Consider the following 20,306-nt stretch of genomic DNA (forward strand, 5'->3'; position numbering starts at 1 on the left):
AATCACGCACGCACACCGACGCGCTCGAGCCACTTCGCCGCGCGCACATCGGCCCCAAGCCAGCGCTGCGAATTGATCCGCGACAGCCCGACGCGCGAATTCGGCCCGATCCCCCGTCGGGGCAACACCCGAGTTACGGTATAATTTCGTCCCGGAAATACATCTCGACGGGAAGCCGCACGACGCCCCGCACCTTATCCAAACGCCACTACAGGATCACCGATGTCTGATTACAATGCCGAGGACGTCCGCAACATTGCCCTGGTCGGTCACGCCGGATCCGGCAAGACCACGCTGGTCGAAGCGCTGCTCGCCGCGACCGGAGTGATCTCGACACCCGGCAGCGTGACCAAAGGAACCACGGTCTGCGACTTCGATGCGATGGAAAAGGAGCTGCTCCACTCCCTGGACGCTTCCATTACCAGCTTCGACGCCCACGACAAGCACGTCAACCTCATCGATACCCCCGGCTATCCGGATTTCCTGGGACGCTCCATCTCGGTCCTGCCGGCCGTCGAGACCGCTGCGATCGTCATCAACGCGCAGTCCGGAATCGAGCCGATGACCCTGCGGATGATGAAGGCCGCCGACAACCGCAACCTCTGCCGCATGATCATCGTCAATCAGATCGACGCGCCGGAGGTCGATCTGGCCCAGCTGACCGATCAAATACGCGAGACCTTCGGCGCCGAATGCCTCCCGATCAACCTGCCCGCCGAAGGCGGCCAACGCGTCATCGACTGCTTCTTTCAACCGAGCGGCGAAGGCGCCGACTTCTCGTCCGTCGCCGAGGCGCATAGCCGGATTATCGACCAGGTGGTCGAGGTCGACGAAGCCCTGATGGAGGTCTATCTCGAGCAGGGCCAAGAGCTCAAGCCCGAGCAGCTGCACGACCCCTTCGAGGCGGCGCTGCGCGAGGCGCACCTCATCCCGATCTGTTACGTGTCGGCAGCGACCGGGGCCGGCGTGAACGAGCTCATCGAGATCATCACCCGCCTCATGCCGAATCCTTCGGAAGGCAATCCCCCGCCCTTCCTCAAGGGCGAAGGCGCCGACATGAGTCCTGTGAGCGTCGATCCGGACCCCGGCAAGCACGCCATCGCACACGTCTTCAAGATCATCAACGACCCTTTCCGCGGCAAGCTCGGGATCTTCCGCATCCATCAGGGACGCATCACGGCACAAAGCCAGCTTTACATCGGCGACGCACGCAAGCCGTTCAAGGTCAACCATCTGTATCGCCTCCACGGCGCCGAGCAGATCGAAGTGCCCGAGGGTGTTCCCGGCGATATCCTGGCGGTCTCCCGAATCGACGACATCCATTTCGACGCCGTCCTGCATGACTCTCACGAGGAGGATCATTTCCATCTCTCGAGCCTGGAGTGTCCCGTTCCCCTGTTCGGTCTTGCGATCCACCCGACCAAGCGCGGCGACGAGCAGAAGCTCACCGATGCCCTGCACAAGCTCGAATCCGAAGATCCCTGCTTCCACGTCGAGCATAACGCCACGGCCAACGAGACGGTCATGCGCGGGCTCGGCGAGCTGCATCTGCGCGTCCTCCTACGCCGACTCTCGGAGCAATATCACGTCGAGGTCGAGAGCCATCCACCGAGCATCCCCTACCGCGAGACCATCACGGCCCCCGCCGAGGGACATCATCGTCACAAGAAGCAAACCGGCGGTGCCGGACAATTCGGCGAGGTCTATCTGCGCGTCGAGCCCATGGAGCGCGGCGCCGGCTTCGAGTTCGTCGATGCCGTCGTCGGCGGCGTGATCCCGAACAACTTCATCCCCTCCATCGAAAAAGGCGTGCGACAGGTCCTCGAGGAAGGCGCCATCGCCGGTTATCCGATGCACGATGTCCGCGTGACCGTCTACGACGGCAAGTTCCACCCCGTCGACTCCAAAGACATCGCCTTCGCGACGGCAGGACGCAAGGCGTTCATCGAGGCGATCGAGAAGGCCCGCCCGGTCCTGCTCGAACCGATCGTAAAGATCCGCATCACTGCCCAAGGCACCGCGATGGGCGACCTCGCGGGCGATCTCTCCAGCCGCCGCGGCCGTATCAACGGCAGCGACAGCAAGAGCCGCGGCCGGATCGTCATCGAGGGCGAGGTTCCGCTCGCCGAGCTCGACGGCTACGATGCACGTTTGAAGGCCCTGACAGGCGGTGAAGGCACCTACAGCATCGAGCTGAGTCACTACGACACGGTGCCCGCCAACATCCAGAAACAGCTCGCAGACGCCTACCAGCGCGCCGAAGACTGAACCGGCCCAACGCGGACCGGCGACCCACGTCGGTCCGTGCTCCATCGCAGGAGAAGATATCTCTCACCTGATAAGCGAGGCCCGGTATCTGCACACCCTCCTGCTCAGCGGCGCCCGCCGCAACGAGATTGCCACCCTGACCCGGGAGAATGTCGACTTCCAATAGGCAAGCATGACGCCCCGCGACAAGGTGGAAGGCGAGCGCACCATCCCGTCGACGCCTTACGTGGCATCACTGCTCGGCGCCCTGCCCCGCCGCAACGCCTGGGTGTTCAGCAGCCCGACCAGCGAATCCGGCCACATCACCGAGCCGCGCATCCTGCACAACCGCGCCCTGACCGCCGCGGGACTCCCGCCGCTGAGCCTGCACGGCATACGCCGCTCTTTCGGCACGTTGAGCGAGTGGATCGAGATGCCGGTCGGGATCGTCACGCAGATCCAAGGCCACAAGCCCAGCGCCACCGCCGAGAAGCACTACCGGCGCCGCCCGCTCGATCTGCTGCGGAAATGGCATACCGGTCTGGAGGGCTGGATTCTCGATCAGGCCGGTCTCGTGCAACCGGCGGCATCGAGGAGGTCAAGAAACGCGATGAACGCACGGACTGATTACCAGACCATCGTCCGCAACGGGGAGCCCGCGTTCGTGCTGGTGCCGGTCGCCGACTGGGAGCGCGTCCGACCGCTGCTCGAGCAGGTCGCCGCGGGGGACGGCATTCCGCAGGCCGTGGTAGAGGCCCATGTCCTGCACGACGTGCCCCTCGTGCGGGCCTGGCGCGAGCATCTGGGGCTGACTCAAGACGCCGTTGCCGAGCGCGCCGGGATGCAGCAGTCGACCCTGGCGCGACTGGAGCGCGGCGAGATCAAGCCACGCACCGCAACCCTGGCCCGCCTCGCCGCCGCCATGGGGATCGGCTTGGAGCAACTGCGGGCTTGACCGCCGAAAGACCCTCAAAACAGCAGGCCCCGTGGCGGCACTACCCGCTTCGAGGCCCTGACCATCACCACCTGAACGGAGGTCGGCAATGGCTGAGGAGCAGGATAGCGCAGAGACTGTCCCTGCGCGAAATTGGGCGCTCCACGAGAAGCCACCTATACGGTCGCGGAGATCGTTCAGCACTGGTGTGAGATCCCCGATCACCACGCCTTGAGTCTCGATCGCAGGACGCTGCTTCCGTATGCCATGCCTTGGGTCGGTCAGGACACTTAGAGTCCCGACTCAAGGGGAGTCCCTTTGCAGCATCGTCGATGTCCTTCAGCAGGTGCCGCTCGGGTCGGCCTCCACGGGAGCCGGCACACCCAGCATCGCGCACAGGTCGATGAAGTGAGATTTCGCGAACGCGCGCTCGGTGAGGGTTACGCCTCGCCGCTTGGTGACCATCGTCTCCGATGCGGCCGGGCCCACGCCATCGACCCCGCATATCGATCTGCATTTCCCATTTCTGGCGACATAGTGGCTACATAAATCCGAGCCAACAAAAAAGGGCTTACGACAACTTGTCGTAAGCCCTTTTTTTATTGGTAGCGGGGGCAGGATTTGAACCTACGACCTTCGGGTTATGAGCCCGACGAGCTGCCTGACTGCTCCACCCCGCAACTGAGTCAACAAGGTTACAGTGGAAGAGCCGAAAGCGCAAGCCCTTTCGATCGTCGATTTGCTCGAACTGCATCCAGCCCCCCCTTCGGACGCGTCGCGATCTGGAAAGGATGAAGGATGCTGCCGAGGGTCGCGGCTCAGTCTGACCCTGGAGACACCGCCAGCTTGCTCGGCTTGAACCGCTGCATGTAGGGGTTGTCGTGGCGTCGCTCGACGATGAGATAGGGGCGCTTGGCTTTCTCGTGACACTGGTTGCAGGCGCCGAGGAGCCGGTTGTAATCGGCATCGACGAGGGCCTCGTCGCCTGATTCGAAGGATGCCTCGAGGGTTTCGAAGCTCGGTACGAGGATCTCTTTGACCAAATTGCCGATGGGCACGCCATCGGCCTCGTCGATATCTTCGATCTTCTCGATCACCTCTTCGACCTCGTGGATGTAATAGGCGATGAGCCGCTTGTTGCCGGCATCGACGGAGAGACCGAGCTTGTGCGCGTAGTATTGGAGGCGGCCCATCCAAGTCACCAGTCCGAGATCATGCTCTTCGTCGCCTGCAAGGACCGGCAAGGGTCCGGTCAGGAGGGCGGCAACCAAGATCACCGGGATGCTTGTCGTTCGGATCATAAGGGTGTCCTCTTTTCTGATGCGTTGAAGGTGTTCCGACGGCCTAAGCCGCGTCCAGAGCGAGACGCTCATTTTCGAGCGAGATCGACGTTTGGCGCATCCACGTCCCTTAGCGGAAACGCGGCTTAAAATCATATATTTTTTAATATTTTAAACCGCGCAAGCTCCAGCACTCGTCGAGTACTACCGGGGCCAATCCCTTCCGAAAACATCGCGTATCGCGCTGGGCGCGGTTTAAAGGGTCTTGAGATACTCGAGCAGCGCCAGACGCTCGGATTCGGTCAGATCGTCGCCGAAGGTGTGGCCCCGATTGCCGTAGCCCGGGAGGCCGGTGTCGTAGATGTGGTTGCGCTCCTCCCAGCTCATGGCGCCGGCCTTGCCGTTGTCCAAAGTCCGATAGGTCCAGCCGAGGCCGACCTCATCATACGCGGGCCGGGCGTCGCCTTCTCGATCGAACCGCCAGAAGGTCGGGCGCGAGCGGCTGTCGAGCAGGGCTGCAAGCGTCGGCACCGAGCCGTTGTGCAGATAGGGCGCGGTCGCCCAGACGCCGTCGAGGGGTGGTGCGACATATCCCAGCGCAGGCGCGGCCTGAGACAGCTCGCCGTAGAAAGAGCTTCCGAACCATTTTAGGAAGCGGTCCGCATCGCTGAAACCCTTGCGCGCGAGCTCGGGATCGGTCTCGACCTTGCCGAGCGCGATGACGCGATTGGGATAGGTCGGCTCCTCGCCGTACGTCCCGTGACACTCCTTGCAGGTCTTCTCGAAGACCGCGCCGCCGCGTTCGGCGAGCGCCCGATCGATGGCGAAAGGGTAATCGGGCGGCTGCAGGCTTGCCAGATAGGCGCGCACGTCGACAAACCAGGCGTCGATCTCGGCGGCCTCCTCGACCGAATCGGTACAGGTGGTCGAGGCGAGGATCATGTAGCGGACGTGGTCGCCGCGCCCTTCGCCGTTGTAGAACATTGCGTGTTTTTTGCCCATGTTCCACCACGGCGGAACGCTCACCGGGAGCGGCGCCTGCGGCGGCGGCTCTATCAGGGGCGTGTCCGACCAGGCCAGCGTCTCCGGGTCGCGGTGCGCCATCAAGGCCAGGGTCAGGTTGTTTGCGGAGTTCACGCCGACGGTGTCGGTCATCATGTAGTCGGCGATGGCACCGATCCGATCGGCCCAGCGCCGCCACTGTGTCGCTTCGGGTCCGTCCTCGACCAGTGCGGCGGACGCCTCGATCCCGATCAAGGGATCGATGGTCAGATCGAGAAACGCGTTCCCCAGGCCCATGACCAGCTCCCCGTTGAAGGTCGACGCATGGCAGGCCAGACAGTTCGAGGTCACGATCTCGACACCCGAAGCGGCCACATGGGAGGTCAGCATGTACGGCAGCCCGGCATTGCGTCCCGTGCGGCCCGGGAACTGCGGACCCGCATCCTGCGCGGCCTCTCGGGTCTTGAGATAGGCGTTGTAGGGCAGACCACAGGTGACGACCGAGCGGTTGAGGAGCGCGTCGTAACCCCTGTCGGGGTCACCCGGACGCTGGGGATATGCCGGGATCTCCCCGACCTCGGCCTTGTAGACGCCGTCCTTCTCGGTCGGACCTCGGTCGCAGCCGAGCAAGGACAAGGTCAGCAGGATCAGCGGGACCTGAATCGACGGATAACGGATTTCAAATGCCATAATGACCCGGTTAGGATGACCCGGCCGCGATGACCGGGTTCGATTGAGAGAGCGACTAGATCAGATCCCGGACCGCGCCGGCACCTCGGCCGTCGTGTCGATCCGTCCGTGACCGGCGATGGCCTCTCCGCCTAGACGACCCTCGGCCTGCACCGCACCGCTCCAGAGTCGGACCCGGTCGTCGGCCTCTTGATTCCGCGCCAGCGGGATAAGCTCCAGCTCGAGCTCCAGGATCGGGATGCTCAAACGCCAAGCCACCGGGTAGCGCGCGCCGCTGCGCGGGCTCAGCCAGTGCTCGACCGCTTCGAGCCGGATCTCGCGGCGCCGAAAACTCTGCACCTGCCCGTCTGCGAGGATCAAGGCACAGGCCGGGATGGGTGTACCCGTACCGTCTTCGCGGCGCAACTGCAGACAGACCAGCTCGCGGTCCCGGTCGAGCTGGATCGCGAACCGGTTCAACCCGACTCGGCTCCGGCCCGTCGGAAGCATCCCCCAAGCATGATCGAGCCAGACCTGCCCCTCTACCGACCGGGGCTCGCCGTCCAGGGTCAGGGTACCGGCGGCCGCCATGCGCGGGAGCAGATACGCATGCAGCCCCGACGCGCCGATATCGCGTCCCAAGAGGCCGAGATCGGCGAAGGCGACGGGGCTCTTGCCGGCGACCAGATCCAGGCTCAAGGCCGGCCCCTCGCCACCTGCGACCAGACGCATCCTTGGCCGGTCCGGTTCGCCGTCGGACAGCGACAGAGACCAGTCCTCGATCCAGACCGATCTGAGTTGCGCGTCGGCTCCGGCCAGTCCCGCAGCGGCACGCGTCAACCGCGCCGCCGACTGCACCCCGGGCGCGTCGGCACGAATCAGCGTGAGTCGACCGCGGTAAACGGCGTTGGCCGCCCAGGCGGATGCACGTGGCGGAGACTCGGCAGCGAGCGCGAGACGTGTGATGCCGAGCTGAAAGTCGTAGCGCCCGCCCGAGGCATCGGTGAGCTGCCCGAACAGAGTCCACAGCTCCCCGCGATACTCGGGATGGGCGCCATGATCCGCGGGGAAGCGCGATGGTCTGTCCTCGACGACCTCGACAAAACCGTCTGCGCCGAGATCGCTATAGAGTAGGGCGTTTAGGGAAGGTTCAGGCGTCGATTCAGGCCCCCTGGGCCCCGGCGTCCAGAGGGAGGCGAGACCCGCGAGCAGAACCGAAAGGCCGAGCAGGACGAAAAGCGGCTTCATGATCGCATCAAGGCCGCGCAGCTTCATATTCGGCCATCGCCTGCGGGAGGAACCGCTGGATCTGTGCGATGCGTGCATCGTCGAGCGGATGCGTGCTCAGGAACTCAGGAGTCGAGGCCCCATTGGCCCGGTTTTGGGATTGGAAGCGCTCCCAAAACCCGACGGCCTCGGTCGGGTCGAACCCGGCTCTGGCCATGTAAAGAAGTCCGACCCGATCGGCCTCGTACTCCTGGGTGCGCGAATAAGGAAGCATGACGCCCACCTCGGTGCCCACGCCGTAGGCTTGCATGGCCAGATCCCGGGTAACCGCCGATTGGCTGCCGAGCGCGGCGGACAGCGCCGTGCCGCCGAGCTGCACGATCAGGTCCTGAGACATGCGCTCCGCGCCGTGGCGGGCCGTCACATGCGCGATCTCATGAGCGATCACGGTGGCGAGTCCGTCCTCGGTCTGCGTGATCGGCAGGATGCCGGTGTTGACGCCGATCTTCCCGCCGGGCAGCGCGAAAGCATTGGGCTCGTCGGATTCAAACAGCACGAACTCCCAGTGCGCATTCGGGATGCTCACGACGCTCGCGATGCGCCTGCCGACGGATTGGAGCTCGGCATTCGCCTGTCGGTCTCGCGAGACGGGCGTTTGCTGCTTGATCTTCTGAAACGACTGGAGACCCAGTTGAGCCTCTTGCGCACTGTCGATCAAGAGCACCTGGCGTCGGCCGGTCTCGGGTGCCGTGGCGCAACCGGCAACCGCCGCCAACATGCAGGACGCGGCCAGGAGGCGACGCACCTCCAACGATGCGAGCAGCCGCGTCTGAGCGAGCGCGCTGCGACGAGGTTGCGGTCTGGGAGGACCGCCGCGCAAACACCGGCCGACCATGCGGCAGGCGTGGAGAAAGCGTGGGGTCAGGTATCGCGCGTCCATGCGGGGAGAGTGGGGGCGCGCTACTCGGCACACCAGAGGCTCGGCCGAGCGCACTGCGCATCGGCGCCCGGTCAGATCTCGGGCGCGTCGTAGTAGCTCAGGTCGAGCCAGCCGGCGGCATCGCCGCGGTGCTCGTCATTCCAGCGATTGATCCAATCGTAGAAGGGCCAGAAACGCGCGCTGTCGCGCAAGACCCCATAGCGCGAGGCAAACCGATTCCAGTCGTCCTTGTTCTCGACGGCACGCAGATCCGTCAGAAAACGGCCCGCATCGGCGAGGTCCAGATCGATGAAGAGGTTCGGGAAGCCGTTGACCAGGGTCGGATAGACACTGAGGGTGTCTTCGTCCGGGAGCGCCTGACCGTTCTGAAACACCAGGGTATATTGAGACTTGTAAACGCGGTTCGCCACCAGCGAATAGACCCGATGACGATCCTGCGGCGGACCCTCCGCACGATTCAGTCTCAGCACCAGGACGCTCGGGAGCTGGGGCACGAAGGGCTGACCTTGAAGCGCCGTCAGCATGGAGACGGCCGACTCCCAGTCGTCGAAGTCCTCGATCGGGGCATCCACGGCGACCTCGGGCTTGACACGAGGGTTCAGCCGATCCGGCAGACCGCTGATGCGCGGCCCGAGGTGTCGGGCGATCTGTTCGACCAGGTCGATGAGAGGATCGGGTCCGCGAACCTCGATCCGAGTCGGTTGATCCACGGTCTCGAACGGGATCAGGCTCAGGGCCACCGAGCCGATGCCGCGCGTCCATTGATGGCGGATCCGCTCGCGCTCCTCGCGCGGCAACAGCCCGAGGAAACCGTCTTCGAACTCCTGGCGCAACATATTGAAGAAGAGCAGGGTTTCGAGCTTCCGAGCGTCGCCCGCCCAGTATTCGAAGCTGGCCACGGTGTCGTAGTAGAGACGCTCCAGCCCGCTGTAGCCCATCAGCCAGAAGGTCTGCGGCATACCGCCCTGCGCTCCCCGGAGCACCGAGACGTTGGTCTCGTGGCGCAGCAGGGTCAGCCAAGCGTTGCGGTTCTCGCCGTCACCGTCCCAGATCGCGTCGAGCGACCATCCCTCGGGATCGAGCCGTGCCCGAGTCTTGGCATAGGCATCGAGATAGGCCGCGTTGCCGACGAGCGAGCGGTCCATGAAGAGATCCCAATCGTCGAGACCCAAGCTGGGATCCCGCACCGAGATGTCGTAGGCCGGATCCAGAAAGAAGACCCAGAACTGATCCTTGACCGCGTAGGTCGCGATTTGACCGTTGCAGACCGGGCCGTAAGTGATCCCGCCGACAATGACCGCGGCGTTCTCGAGCAAGAAGCGGTAGCGGGACTCGGCCGGAATCGCCGCAAAGATGCGAAACGGATTGCCGATATCCCAAGGCGGATCGAGATCCGCATCGGCGGCCCAGTCCGGCGACAGAAAGAGCTCGCTCAGGCGCGCAATGTCGGTCGGGGCGAGGCGCCAGACGAAGAGACTCTTCTGCACCGGTGCCGCGGTGAGCTTCTCCAGCCTGTACCAGACGCGCTCGACACCGGGATCCCCGTAAGGCAGCGCCGTGGAGATGAGCTCGATCGGCGCGTCCTCCGCCGAGCGACCGCCCCGGCCTTCGTCGAGCAGGGACGCGGGCGGTGTCGAGGAGCGTACCAGACGGAAGCGATCTCCCGGGCTGTCCTCGAGCACGATGGTGGCGAGGAAGACGTGCTCGAAGATGAAGCGGCTGACCAAGGCTTGGCGGGGATCCGAGCTGTTGAAGAAGGCCTCCCAGGCCGCAACGGCCGTCGGGTTGGCGAGCCTCCGCGCATTCGCCTCTTCCGCCTCCGTCGGACCGGGGGAGCCCCGTGCGATCCAGTCCCGCAAGATCGCGAAGTCCTCCTCGGCAAGTGCCGGCAGGCCGAACGGCATCCCCAGACCGGGGTGTTCCTGAAGCCTTGCGGCAAGCGCATCGGCGGTCGACGGACAGGTCCCCGCGAAGCGTTGCAGTCGAAAGGGATCGACGGACGCACGCGAAAAGCCGGGGACGTTGTGCCGCATGCCGGCGTCGATCATCCGATAGAGGATGGAGTCATCCAGATTGCTCTGCGCCGAGGCGGTGCGCGCCAGGATGGGATAGAAGCCGCGTTCGCGCCATTGCGCGGTGGAATCGGCCGCGTCCATATCGGTGCGCGGATCCGCGGTCAATCGCGTCGAGTACGGATTTTGGCCGAAACCGCCGCGGTCGACCCCGGGAAAGGAATCCAGCTTGACGTTGCAGGGCGAGCCCAGACAGCCGTGACAGGCGATGCAGCGCCGGTCGAAGATAGGTTGGACTTGCGTACTGTAGTGCGGCGTCTCCGAGACGACTGATTCGGACGACGCACTGGCGGGCATCTCGCGGGCGGTGTCCCGCGGCTCCGCCGCGCGGAGCGGCGAAGCGAGCAGAAGCACAGCGAAGGCGATGGTGAGAGGAACCCGTGAATGCCGTATCAAGCCTAGGGTTCGTGCGTCAGGGTGCATCCGACAAGCCTCTTATGAGCGATGCCTCGTCGAGCCTATCCGGCATGACGGCCGGCGTGTCGAATCCATCCCGGAGATCCCGGGGCCGGAGTTGCGAAATACCTCAGAGCGCCCGCAGCCCGAGAACATCCTGCATGTCGAACATCCCGGGGCCGCGACCGGCAATCCAGCCCGCGGCCCGGACGGCCCCCCGGGCGAAGTTCATGCGGCTCGATGCCTTGTGGGCGATCTCGACGCGTTCGCCGTCGGCGACGAACCAAACACTGTGCTCGCCGACGATATCCCCGGCCCGGATCGTCTCGAATCCGATGGTGCGCCGCTCGCGCGGCCCGGTCTGCCCTTCCCGTCCATAGACGGCGACGTCGCCGAGATCCCGGCCCAAGGCCGAGGCGATCACCTCGCCCATGCCCAATGCCGTGCCGGACGGCGCATCGACCTTGTGACGGTGATGCGCCTCGATGATCTCGATGTCGACCTCGTCGCCGAGTACCCGCGCAGCAATGTCCAGCAGCTTAAAGCAGAGATTCACGCCGACGCTCATGTTGGGCGCAAAGACGATGCCGATCTCCCGACCGGCCTCGGCGATGGACGCGCGCTGCGCCGGGTCGAGCCCGGTGGTTCCGATCACCATGCACTTGCCGGCGGCGCGGCAGATCTCGAGATGCGCGAGCGTCGCCGCCGGCGAGGTAAAGTCGATCAGAACATCGAAGTCGTCGAGACATTCGGCCAGATCGGGCATCACCGAGACGCCCAGCCCCCCGATCCCCGCAAGCTCGCCGGCATCCGCTCCGAGCAATGAGCTTGCCGCCCGCTCGGTCGCCGCACCCAACACAAGCCCCTCGGTCTCGTTCACCGCCTGCACCAGCGTGCGGCCCATACGCCCGCCTGCCCCTGCCACGGCGATCCTGATGAGTTCCATCGTAGCTCCTGATATAGCCGTCACCGATCGCGGAAGCAGCGATCAACCAATATGCGTACCCGCCCGCCGCGATAAGAAGCGATTCAAAAACAACAGAATCGTCACCGAGAGCCCGCGTCGCCACGCGTGCCGACTCGGCACGTCGGACCCGGTAAGTCTCGCCACATGGCCCCCGAAAAAAATTCCTGAACCGCGTCGACTCCAACGCCGATCGATGCGAAAACGACCGACACGAGACTCGAACCGACCAAGGAAGATCCGGACGCGGTTCAGAGCCCGATCTTGTCGATAAAGCTCTTCACGCTGTCGAGCCAGGAATGCGATTGCGGGCTGTGCCGCGACCCGCCCTCCTTCATGCTCGCCTCGAACTCGCGCAGCAGCTCCTTTTGCCGCTCAGTGAGATTCACAGGCGTCTCGACCGTCACGCGACAGATGAGATCGCCGATCACGCCGCCGCGCACCGGTTTGACGCCCTTGCCGCGCACACGGAACATTTTGCCCGTCTGGGTTCCGGCCGGAATCTTGAGCATCACCTTGCCGTCGAGCGTGGGCACCTCGAGCTCGCCGCCGAGCGCGGCCGTCACGAAACCGATCGGCACCTCGCAGTGCAGATGACTGTCCTCGCGGGTAAAGATCGGGTGCGATTTGACCTGGATCTGCACATACAGATCGCCGGGCGGTCCGCCGTACTCGCCGCGCTCGCCCTCGCCCGCAAGACGGATTCGGTCGCCGGTATCCACGCCCGGGGGCACACGTACCGAGAGGGTCTTCTCCTCCTGGATGCGTCCCCGGCCCCGGCAATGCCCGCAGGCATCTTCGATCACGCTGCCCGTTCCCCGACAGGTCGGACAGGTCTGCTGGATCGAGAAGAAACCCTGCTGCATTCGCACCTGCCCGCTGCCCCCGCAGGTCGTGCAGGTCTTGGGCTTGGTGCCCGGCTTGGCCCCGGTCCCTCCGCAGAACTGACAATCGACTTGGACCGGGATGCGGAACTTGACCTCCTTGCCGTTGACCGCGTCCTCGAGACTGAGCGACAGGTCGTAGCGCAGATCCACGCCGCGCTGGGTGCGTCGCGCGCCCGAACGCCCGCCGAAGATGTCCCCGAAGACGTCCCCGAAGATGTCGGAGAAGGCGCCGCCGTCCCCTCCGGGACCGCCGAACCCACCGGCGCCCGCATCCACACCGGCATGGCCGAACTGGTCGTAGGCCGATCGCTTCTTCGGATCGCTGAGGACGTCGTACGCCAGCTTGGCCTCTTTGAATTTGGCCTCGGTATCCGCATCCCCGCTGTTGCGATCCGGGTGATACTTCATCGCCAGGCGGCGGAAAGCCTTCTTGAGGTCGGCCTCGCTCGCATTTCGCGAGACGCCCAAGACCTCGTAATAATCGCGTTTTGCCATTGAATCCTAAACCGCGTCCAGAGTCATAATCGATGGTGTCCCGGGAACCGCCCCCCGCGGTACGAGGGGCGGTGGTGCATGACGCGACTCCGAGCGAATCCGAAAACGACGCGTACCGCTCCAGGTGCGGTTTCGACATCGGCCGATTCATGCAAAGCCGAGCCGACGCGCAAAGAAGCGTTTTTGCCCTCGACCCGGCGATACCGTGTCGAGGGCACTGCAGCGTGACCGGTGACAGAGCCGAACATCGTGCCGAAACCACCGAGCGCCAGTCGAGACGAGCGCGTGTCGCGCATGGATTCGGACTGTCGGCCGCTTGAGTTACTTCTTGTCGTCTTTGACCTCTTCGAACTCCGCATCGACCACGTCGTCACGCGCCGGCCCCGCGGACTCCTCGGGCTCGCCGCCGCCGGCCGGGCCCGCGCCCGGACCGCCGCTGTTTTGTGCATAGAGCCGCTCGGCCATCTTGGAGGAGGCATCGCCGAGTGTCTTGGTCAGGGCCTCGATGCGATCCTTGTCTTCGCCCTTCATGACCTCCTCGAGCTCCTTGATCGCAGCCTCGATCGAGTCCTTCTCGCCGGGCTCCATCTTCTCGCCGAGCTGCTCCATGGACTTGCGGGTCGCGTGGATCATGGTATCGGCATGGTTGCGCGCGGCGACCAGCGCATGGAACTGGCGATCTTCCTCGGCATGCGCCTCGGCGTCCTTGACCATCTGCGCGATCTCGGCATCCGACAGACCCGAAGACGCCTTGATGATGATCGACTGCTCCTTGCCGGTCGCCTTGTCCTTCGCCGAGACGTTGAGGATGCCGTTGGCGTCGATGTCGAACTTGACCTCGATCTGCGGCACGCCCCGGGGTGCCAGCGGGATATCGCTGAGATCGAAGCGCCCGAGCGACTTGTTGTGGATCGCCCGCTCGCGCTCCCCCTGCAGGACATGCACGGTCACCGCCGTCTGATTGTCGTCGGCGGTCGAGAAGACCTGCTGCGCCGACGTCGGGATGGTGGTGTTCTTCTCGATCAGCTTGGTCATGACGCCGCCGAGGGTCTCGATGCCGAGCGACAGCGGGGTGACGTCGAGCAACAGCACGTCCTTGACCTCGCCGCCGAGCACGCCGCCCTGGATCGCTGCGCCGATGGCGACGGCCTCGTCCGGATTGACGTCGCGACGCGGGCTCTTGCCGAAGAACTCCTCGACCTTGGCCTGCACCTTGGGCATACGGGTCTGGCCGCCGACCAGGATGACCTCGTCGACCTCGCCCGCGGTCAGCCCGGCGTCCTTCAACGCGATCCGGCACGGATCGATCGTACGGTCGACGAGATCCTCGACCAGTGATTCGAGCTTCGCGCGGGTCAGCTTGACGTTGAGATGCTTGGGCCCGGTCTGATCCGCCGTGATGTAGGGCAGATTGATGTCGGTCTGCTGGCTCGTGGAGAGCTCGATCTTGGCCTTCTCGGCGGCCTCCTTCAGGCGTTGCAGGGCCAGAGGATCGTTGCGCAGATCCACCGCCTGGCTCTTTTTGAATTCAGCCACCAGGAAATCGATGATGCGCATGTCGAAGTCCTCGCCGCCGAGGAAGGTATCCCCGTTGGTCGAGAGCACCTCGAACTGATGCTCTCCCTCGATCTCGGCGATCTCGATGATGGAGACGTCGAAGGTGCCGCCGCCCAGATCGTAGACCGCGATCTTCTGATCCCCGCGCTTCTTGTCCATCCCGTAGGCGAGCGCGGCCGCGGTCGGCTCGTTGATGATGCGTTTGACCTCGAGTCCGGCGATCCGGCCCGCGTCCTTGGTCGCTTGGCGCTGCGAGTCGTTGAAGTAGGCCGGGACCGTGATGACGGCCTCGGTGACCGCGTGGCCCAGATAGTCCTCGGCGGTCTTCTTCATCTTTTGAAGGACCTTCGCGGAGATCTCCGGCGGTGCCATCTTCTTGCCGTTGACCTCGACCCAGGCGTCGCCGTTGTCGGCCTTGACGATCTTGTAGGCGACCATGTCCTTGTCTTTGCTGACGACACTGTCCTCGTAACGGCGTCCGATCAGGCGCTTGATCGCGAACAGCGTATTCGCCGGGTTGGTGACCGACTGGCGCTTGGCGGACTGTCCGACGAGCACCTCTCCGTCACCCGTGTAGGCCACGATGGACGGTGTGGTGCGATCGCCTTCGGCGTTCTCGATGACCTTGACATTGTCGCCTTCCATCACGGCGACGCACGAGTTGGTCGTCCCGAGATCGATACCGATGATTTTTCCCATGAGCGTATTCTCCAATAAGGTGTCTTGTGTGGCTGAACGGCCCCGAAGTTGCCTCTGAGGTTGGGTGAAACCCCTATCCGTTCAAGCCGATATCAGGAGGCATCCTGAGAGACCATAACCAGTGCCGGACGCACCAGGCGCCCGTTGAGCGTGTAGCCTTTCTGCATGACGGCCACCACGGTGTTCGGCGGCAGATCCGAGCGCGGCTGCATCGTCATCGCTTGATGAAACTCCGGGTCGAAGGGTTGCTCGACGGGATCCACCGGGGCCACGCCGAACCGTTCCATCACGTCGCCCATGAGCTTCAGTGTCAGCTCCATGCCTTCGCGAAGCTTGGCGATATCCGCCCCCTCGGCAAGTGCCGCATCGTGTCCGAGCTCCAGGCTGTCGCGCACCTGCAGGAGCTCGCGCACAAAGCTGTCCAGCGCATACTTGTGGGCCTTCTCCAGCTCGGCGGCGTGGCGGCGACGCAGATTCTCCATTTCGGCGCGAACCCGTAGCGCCTGGTCGCGCAGGGATTCCGCCTCCGCGCGCGCGACGGCCAGTTGGGACTGGAGCTCCTCTGGCGTCGGGGCCTCCGAAGCACTCGCTCGATCGCCCTCGGCGTCACCCGCACGGGACGCGGAGGCGTCCTCGAGAAGGGCCTCCTCCGCCGTCGATGCGTTCGCTTCGGTCTGTTTCTCTGATTCCGTACTCATTACGTTCTCCCGTATCCCGGTCCGCCGCTCCGCCGCGCTGCGATTGCGCACCGCGGCCGCACACGACCGATCCAAAGCCTGAAACTATTGTCTGAGCGCCGCCGCCAGCAGTCGAGCGGTGACGTCTACGATCGGGATGACACGCTGATAGTCCATGCGCGTCGGGCCGATCACGCCCAGCACCCCGACGACCTCGTCGTCCACCCGGTAGGTCTGGGTCACGACGCTGCAGTCGCCCAAGAGCGAATAACCCGACTCCTCGCCGATAAAGATCTGAACCCCGTCCGCGGCGATACAGCGATCGAGGATATGCAGAATCTCGCGCTTTTCGTTGAAGGCGTCGAAAAGCTGCCTGAGCCGCTCCATGCTGGCCAGCTCGCCGAACTCCATCAGGTTGGTCTGACCGGCGATGAAGCAGTCATCCTTGCGCTCGGCCGACTCGACGACCTCATGGGCCAGCATCACCGCGCGCATCATGAGCCGATCCATGTTGCGATGCGTGCTCTTGAGGTCCTCGACGAGGCGCTTGCGCACGTCCTTGATGTCTTGGCCGGTAAAGATCTCGTTCAGGTAGTTCGACGCCTGCTCGAGTTGCGAGGCACTGAACCGGCGCTCGGTCGCGATGATGCGGTTATGGACTTCGCCCTCGCTGGTCACGAGGATGGCCAACACCCGTGTCCCCGACAAGGGTAACAGCTCGATTTGGCGAAACACATTGCGCTCGTGACGCGGCAGCATCACGACACCGGCGAGGTGCGTGATCCCCGACAAGAGCGTCGAGGCCGTCTCGACGAGCGATTTGGCGTCGGACCGGGTGTCGAACCGAGTCCGCAGACTGGCGATGTCGTCTTCGGACGGCGGACGCACGGTCAGGAGGGTATCGACGAATAGACGATACCCGGCGACCGTGGGAACCCGTCCCGCGGAGGTGTGCGGAGAGACCACGAGACCGAGGTCTTCCAGATCCGCCATGACATTGCGGACCGTCGCGGGACTCAAGTCCAACCCGGTATCCTTCGCCAAGGTCCGCGAGCCGACGGGCTGACCTTCCCGAATGTAGCGCTCCACGAGCGCCTTCAGGAAATGGAGCGCACGTTCGCTGACCTGACCCTCGGTGTTACGTGTCTCGCTTGACAATGTGCGTCTGCCATAATGCCGGCGGTAATTAGGGATCTCGACCACGGCGAGCGACGTCGTTCGGTCGCGCTCGGCGGAAACCGGACGCGGCTGCTCCCGCAGAACACGCGCTCGACGGGACTGTCCGCGATCTCGTCGTTTCCCGAAACCACAGTCGAAGACGACTCGAGGGAGACACGGCGGATGCCGACGGACTCCGTGCTGCGATTCGGCGCCGAGCAGACCGCCGAGCAGACCCGGGCCGCCCGCGGCGTGTTTTAGCACTCACCTCAGCAGAGTGCTAACACGGCAATTTAGGGATTCGGGGCAAGCCTGTCAAGGCTGCTCGGTCCGCCTATTGGCGCCATCCCTCGCCCATGCTAGCTTTAGCCCTCGCACGCCCTTCCGGATTCCAGCCCTGACAGACCTCATGCCGCAATTCAACACCGTCGGCATCATCGCGAAACAAGGCGACCCGGAGAAGGTGGTCGGGACGTTGCGTCATCTGCGCGCCTACCTGCATTCTCGACACCTGCGTGTGCTGCTCGACGCCGAGAGCGCCCATCTGCTCGGCGCGGAGGTCGGGGCAGCGGTGCCGATCCCGGAGCTCGGCGCCGCATGCGACCTGGTCATCGTGGTGGGCGGTGACGGGACCCTGCTGCATGCCGCGCGTATGATGGCGGCCTACGGGGTCCCGCTGGTCGGGATCAACCTCGGGCGACTCGGATTCCTGGTCGATGTCTCGCCCGGGGATATCGAGTCCTCGCTCGACCCGATCCTTGCCGGCGCATACCAATCGGACCATCGCGCCATGCTCTCGGTCCGCGTGATTGCCGAGGACGGGCTCGAGCGCAGCTACTCGGCCCTGAACGACGTCGTCATTCACAAATGGAATACGGCCCGCATGATCGAGCTCGAGATGGACATCGACGGCGTCTTCGTCTCCGCACAACGCTCGGACGGCCTGATCATCGCTACGCCGACGGGATCGACGGCCTATGCGCTCTCGGGCGGCGGCCCGCTGGTGGATCCTGCCCTGGATGCGCTCTTGTTGGTGCCCATCTGCCCGCACGATCTGAGCAACCGCCCCCTCGTGGTGCCGGGCGATCGGCGGATCGAGGTCAGGGTACGCGGACTGGATCAGGCTCACGTGCAGGTGACCTGCGACGGGCAGGCGGACCTGCAGCTGCCCCCGCGCGCATCCATCGAGGTCGTGCGACATCGGCATTCCGCCCATCTGCTCCATCCGCATGGCCACGATCACTACCAGATCCTGAGGGCGAAACTCGGCTGGGGCGGCCATCTGCCCCCCATCGTTCCTTAGGGGCGCCGGCGGACGTTTCTCGATGCTGACACACATCCTTGTCAAAGACCTAGCCATCGTCAGCTCGCTCGAGCTCGAGTGCGGCTCGGGCATGACGGCGCTCACCGGCGAAACGGGCGCCGGCAAGTCGATCATGATCGATGCCTTGGGCCTCGCGCTCGGGGACAAGGCGGATGCCGCCATGATCCGCGCCGGCTGCGAGCGCGCCGAGATCGTCGCCGGTTTCGACCTGGACGCCGTCCCCGGTGCACGCGCATGGCTGGCCGCGCAGGATCTCGACGAGGACGGAGACTGTCTGGTACGTCGCCTGATCGTGCGCGAGGGGCGCTCGCGCGCCTACGTCAACGGCCGACCCGCCACCGGCGCTCAACTGCGTGACCTCGCCGACCTCTTGGTCGACATCCACGGTCAGCACGCGCACCAATCGCTCTTGCGAGCCAATGCTCAGCGCGACCTCCTGGACGCGTACGGCGGACATGCCGGCCTCGCGCAAGCGGTCGCCTCGGCGTTTCGCGACTATCGCGCACTCGATCAACAGCTCGGTGCACTGGAGTCGGCGCGACAGGAACGGGCCGAGCGGCTCGATCTGCTGCGCTTTCAGGTCGAAGAGCTGTCTGCACTGGGACTGAGCGCCGCGGAGATCGAGAATCTCGACCGAGAACAGCGGCGTCTGAGCCATCTCGGACGTCTGCAGGAGACCGCGGCGCGTGTCCTCGATCTTCTCTCCGAGGCCGAGCCGGCGATATCCGATCAGCTACGCTCGGCCGGCTCCGATCTGGCCGATCTGGCCCTGATCGATCAGGCCCTGATCGAGCCTCGCGACCTGCTGGAAACCGCGTCGATCCATGCCGGGGAGGCCGCTGCCAGCCTGCGCCATTACCTCGAGGGTCTGGAGGTCGATCCGGCCGCCCTCGAAGCGGTCGAGACCCGGATCGCACAGATTCACGACCTGGCGCGGAAATTCCGCGTCCTGCCCGTCGAGCTGCCGGACGCCTTAGTCGCGCGTGAGGCGGAGCTGGAGACGCTCGAGCAAGCCGATCTGCGCCTGGGCGATCTGCGCGCGTCACGCGACGCCGCGCTGCATGACTTTCTGGAGCAAGCACGCGCGCTCGGCGAAGCGCGCAACGAGGCCGCAGAGCGCCTGAACCGAACGGTGACGGATGCGATGCAGCAGCTCGGGATGGCGGGCGGTCATTTCGCCGTAGAGATCGAAGCACTTCCCCCCGAGCGTGCCGGCTCGGGCGGGCTCGAGCGCATCGCCTTTCTGGTCAGCGCAAACCCCGGTCAACCGCTGCAACCGCTCGCAAAGGTCGCCTCGGGCGGGGAGCTCTCGCGGATCAGTCTCGGCATTCAGGTCGCGACCGCCGAGTGCGGAAGTGTCCCGACGCTGGTATTCGACGAGGTCGATGTCGGCATCGGCGGCGGTGTCGCGGAGATCGTCGGGCGTCTGCTGCGCCGACTCGGCGACGCGCGCCAGGTGCTCTGCGTGACCCATCTCCCCCAAGTGGCCGCGCAAGCCCACCACCAGCTGCGGGTCCGCAAGGAGAGCCTCGACGGCCAGACCTACACCCGCATCGAGACCCTCGACGCCGATGCCCGGGTCGACGAGATCGCCCGCATGCTCGGCGGCACCAAGATCACGGCACGCACCCGCGACCACGCCTGCGAGATGCTCGGCTTGCCGGAGTGATAGGGGGTAAAGATCGGTTCAGAAACACGTCACGCAACTCAACGAGAGAGTGCTTTTGTGACGGTTGTCGTTGTCGACGGCTCCTGCCGCCCCTGGGAAACAAGACGCG

14 protein-coding genes and 1 tRNA gene are annotated in these 20,306 nt (G+C 64.8%); 4 read left to right on the plus strand and 11 right to left on the minus strand.

The features are described from left to right. Positions 1 to 222 precede the first annotated feature (222 nt). The gene (gene fusA / locus THIMADRAFT_RS16855) at positions 223 to 2,268 is read left to right on the plus strand and encodes an elongation factor G (RefSeq protein WP_007194285.1); all 2,046 of its coding nucleotides are present in this window, start codon (positions 223 to 225) and stop codon (positions 2,266 to 2,268) included. Between the two features lie 172 nt (positions 2,269 to 2,440). Continuing rightward, positions 2,441 to 3,202, plus strand: coding sequence for a type II toxin-antitoxin system prevent-host-death family antitoxin (locus tag THIMADRAFT_RS28730; protein ID WP_007194286.1), 762 nt, complete (start codon positions 2,441 to 2,443; stop codon positions 3,200 to 3,202). Between the two features lie 582 nt (positions 3,203 to 3,784). Here THIMADRAFT_RS28730 and THIMADRAFT_RS16865 read toward each other — a convergent pair. The 11 genes from THIMADRAFT_RS16865 to hrcA form a co-directional block, all read right to left on the minus strand. Then, a tRNA-Met gene (locus tag THIMADRAFT_RS16865) sits at positions 3,785 to 3,861 on the minus strand. 138 nt (positions 3,862 to 3,999) lie between these two features. Then, entirely contained in the window at positions 4,000 to 4,482 is a 483-nt protein-coding gene (locus tag THIMADRAFT_RS16870; protein WP_007194287.1) for a hypothetical protein, read from the minus strand. Positions 4,483 to 4,716: 234 nt separating this feature from the next. Then, positions 4,717 to 6,153 (minus strand): c-type cytochrome, encoded by a 1,437-nt coding sequence (locus tag THIMADRAFT_RS16875; protein WP_007194288.1) that lies wholly within the window; start codon positions 6,151 to 6,153, stop codon positions 4,717 to 4,719. A 60-nt stretch (positions 6,154 to 6,213) separates the two neighbouring features. Beyond that, positions 6,214 to 7,407: a lipocalin-like domain-containing protein gene (locus THIMADRAFT_RS16880; protein ID WP_007194289.1), complete on the minus strand. Its 1,194-nt coding sequence runs from the start codon at positions 7,405 to 7,407 to the stop codon at positions 6,214 to 6,216. After that, the gene (locus tag THIMADRAFT_RS16885) at positions 7,388 to 8,164 is read right to left on the minus strand and encodes a M48 family metallopeptidase (RefSeq protein ID WP_233490276.1); all 777 of its coding nucleotides are present in this window, start codon (positions 8,162 to 8,164) and stop codon (positions 7,388 to 7,390) included. Before THIMADRAFT_RS16885 ends, THIMADRAFT_RS16880 begins: the two co-directional genes overlap by 20 nt. Positions 8,165 to 8,370: 206 nt before the next feature. Next, entirely contained in the window at positions 8,371 to 10,668 is a 2,298-nt protein-coding gene (locus tag THIMADRAFT_RS16890) for a fatty acid cis/trans isomerase (protein ID WP_233490277.1), read from the minus strand. 229 nt (positions 10,669 to 10,897) lie between these two features. Next, complete coding sequence (gene dapB, locus THIMADRAFT_RS16895; protein ID WP_007194292.1) at positions 10,898 to 11,713, minus strand: 4-hydroxy-tetrahydrodipicolinate reductase; 816 nt, start codon at positions 11,711 to 11,713, stop codon at positions 10,898 to 10,900. A gap of 269 nt (positions 11,714 to 11,982) precedes the next feature. After that, positions 11,983 to 13,113: a molecular chaperone DnaJ gene (dnaJ, locus tag THIMADRAFT_RS16900; RefSeq protein WP_007194293.1), complete on the minus strand. Its 1,131-nt coding sequence runs from the start codon at positions 13,111 to 13,113 to the stop codon at positions 11,983 to 11,985. 321 nt (positions 13,114 to 13,434) lie between these two features. Then, on the minus strand, positions 13,435 to 15,369 hold the full coding sequence (gene dnaK, locus THIMADRAFT_RS16905) for a molecular chaperone DnaK (RefSeq protein WP_007194294.1): 1,935 nt from the start codon (positions 15,367 to 15,369) through the stop codon (positions 13,435 to 13,437). A gap of 92 nt (positions 15,370 to 15,461) precedes the next feature. Then, positions 15,462 to 16,067 (minus strand): nucleotide exchange factor GrpE, encoded by a 606-nt coding sequence (gene grpE, locus THIMADRAFT_RS16910; RefSeq protein ID WP_007194295.1) that lies wholly within the window; start codon positions 16,065 to 16,067, stop codon positions 15,462 to 15,464. 84 nt (positions 16,068 to 16,151) lie between these two features. After that, entirely contained in the window at positions 16,152 to 17,204 is a 1,053-nt protein-coding gene (hrcA, locus tag THIMADRAFT_RS16915; RefSeq protein ID WP_040731953.1) for a heat-inducible transcriptional repressor HrcA, read from the minus strand. Positions 17,205 to 17,613: 409 nt separating this feature from the next. Here hrcA and THIMADRAFT_RS16925 point away from each other — a divergent pair, with 409 nt between their 5' ends. After that, on the plus strand, positions 17,614 to 18,507 hold the full coding sequence (locus THIMADRAFT_RS16925; protein ID WP_007194297.1) for an NAD(+) kinase: 894 nt from the start codon (positions 17,614 to 17,616) through the stop codon (positions 18,505 to 18,507). Between the two features lie 22 nt (positions 18,508 to 18,529). Continuing rightward, positions 18,530 to 20,197 carry a DNA repair protein RecN gene (gene recN / locus THIMADRAFT_RS16930; RefSeq protein WP_007194298.1) on the plus strand — a complete coding sequence of 556 codons (1,668 nt, stop codon included), beginning with the start codon at positions 18,530 to 18,532 and terminating at the stop codon, positions 20,195 to 20,197. The last annotated feature ends 109 nt before the right edge of the window (positions 20,198 to 20,306 follow it).

The sequence above is a fragment of the Thiocapsa marina 5811 genome (assembly GCF_000223985.1).
GTDB lineage: Bacteria > Pseudomonadota > Gammaproteobacteria > Chromatiales > Chromatiaceae > Thiocapsa > Thiocapsa marina.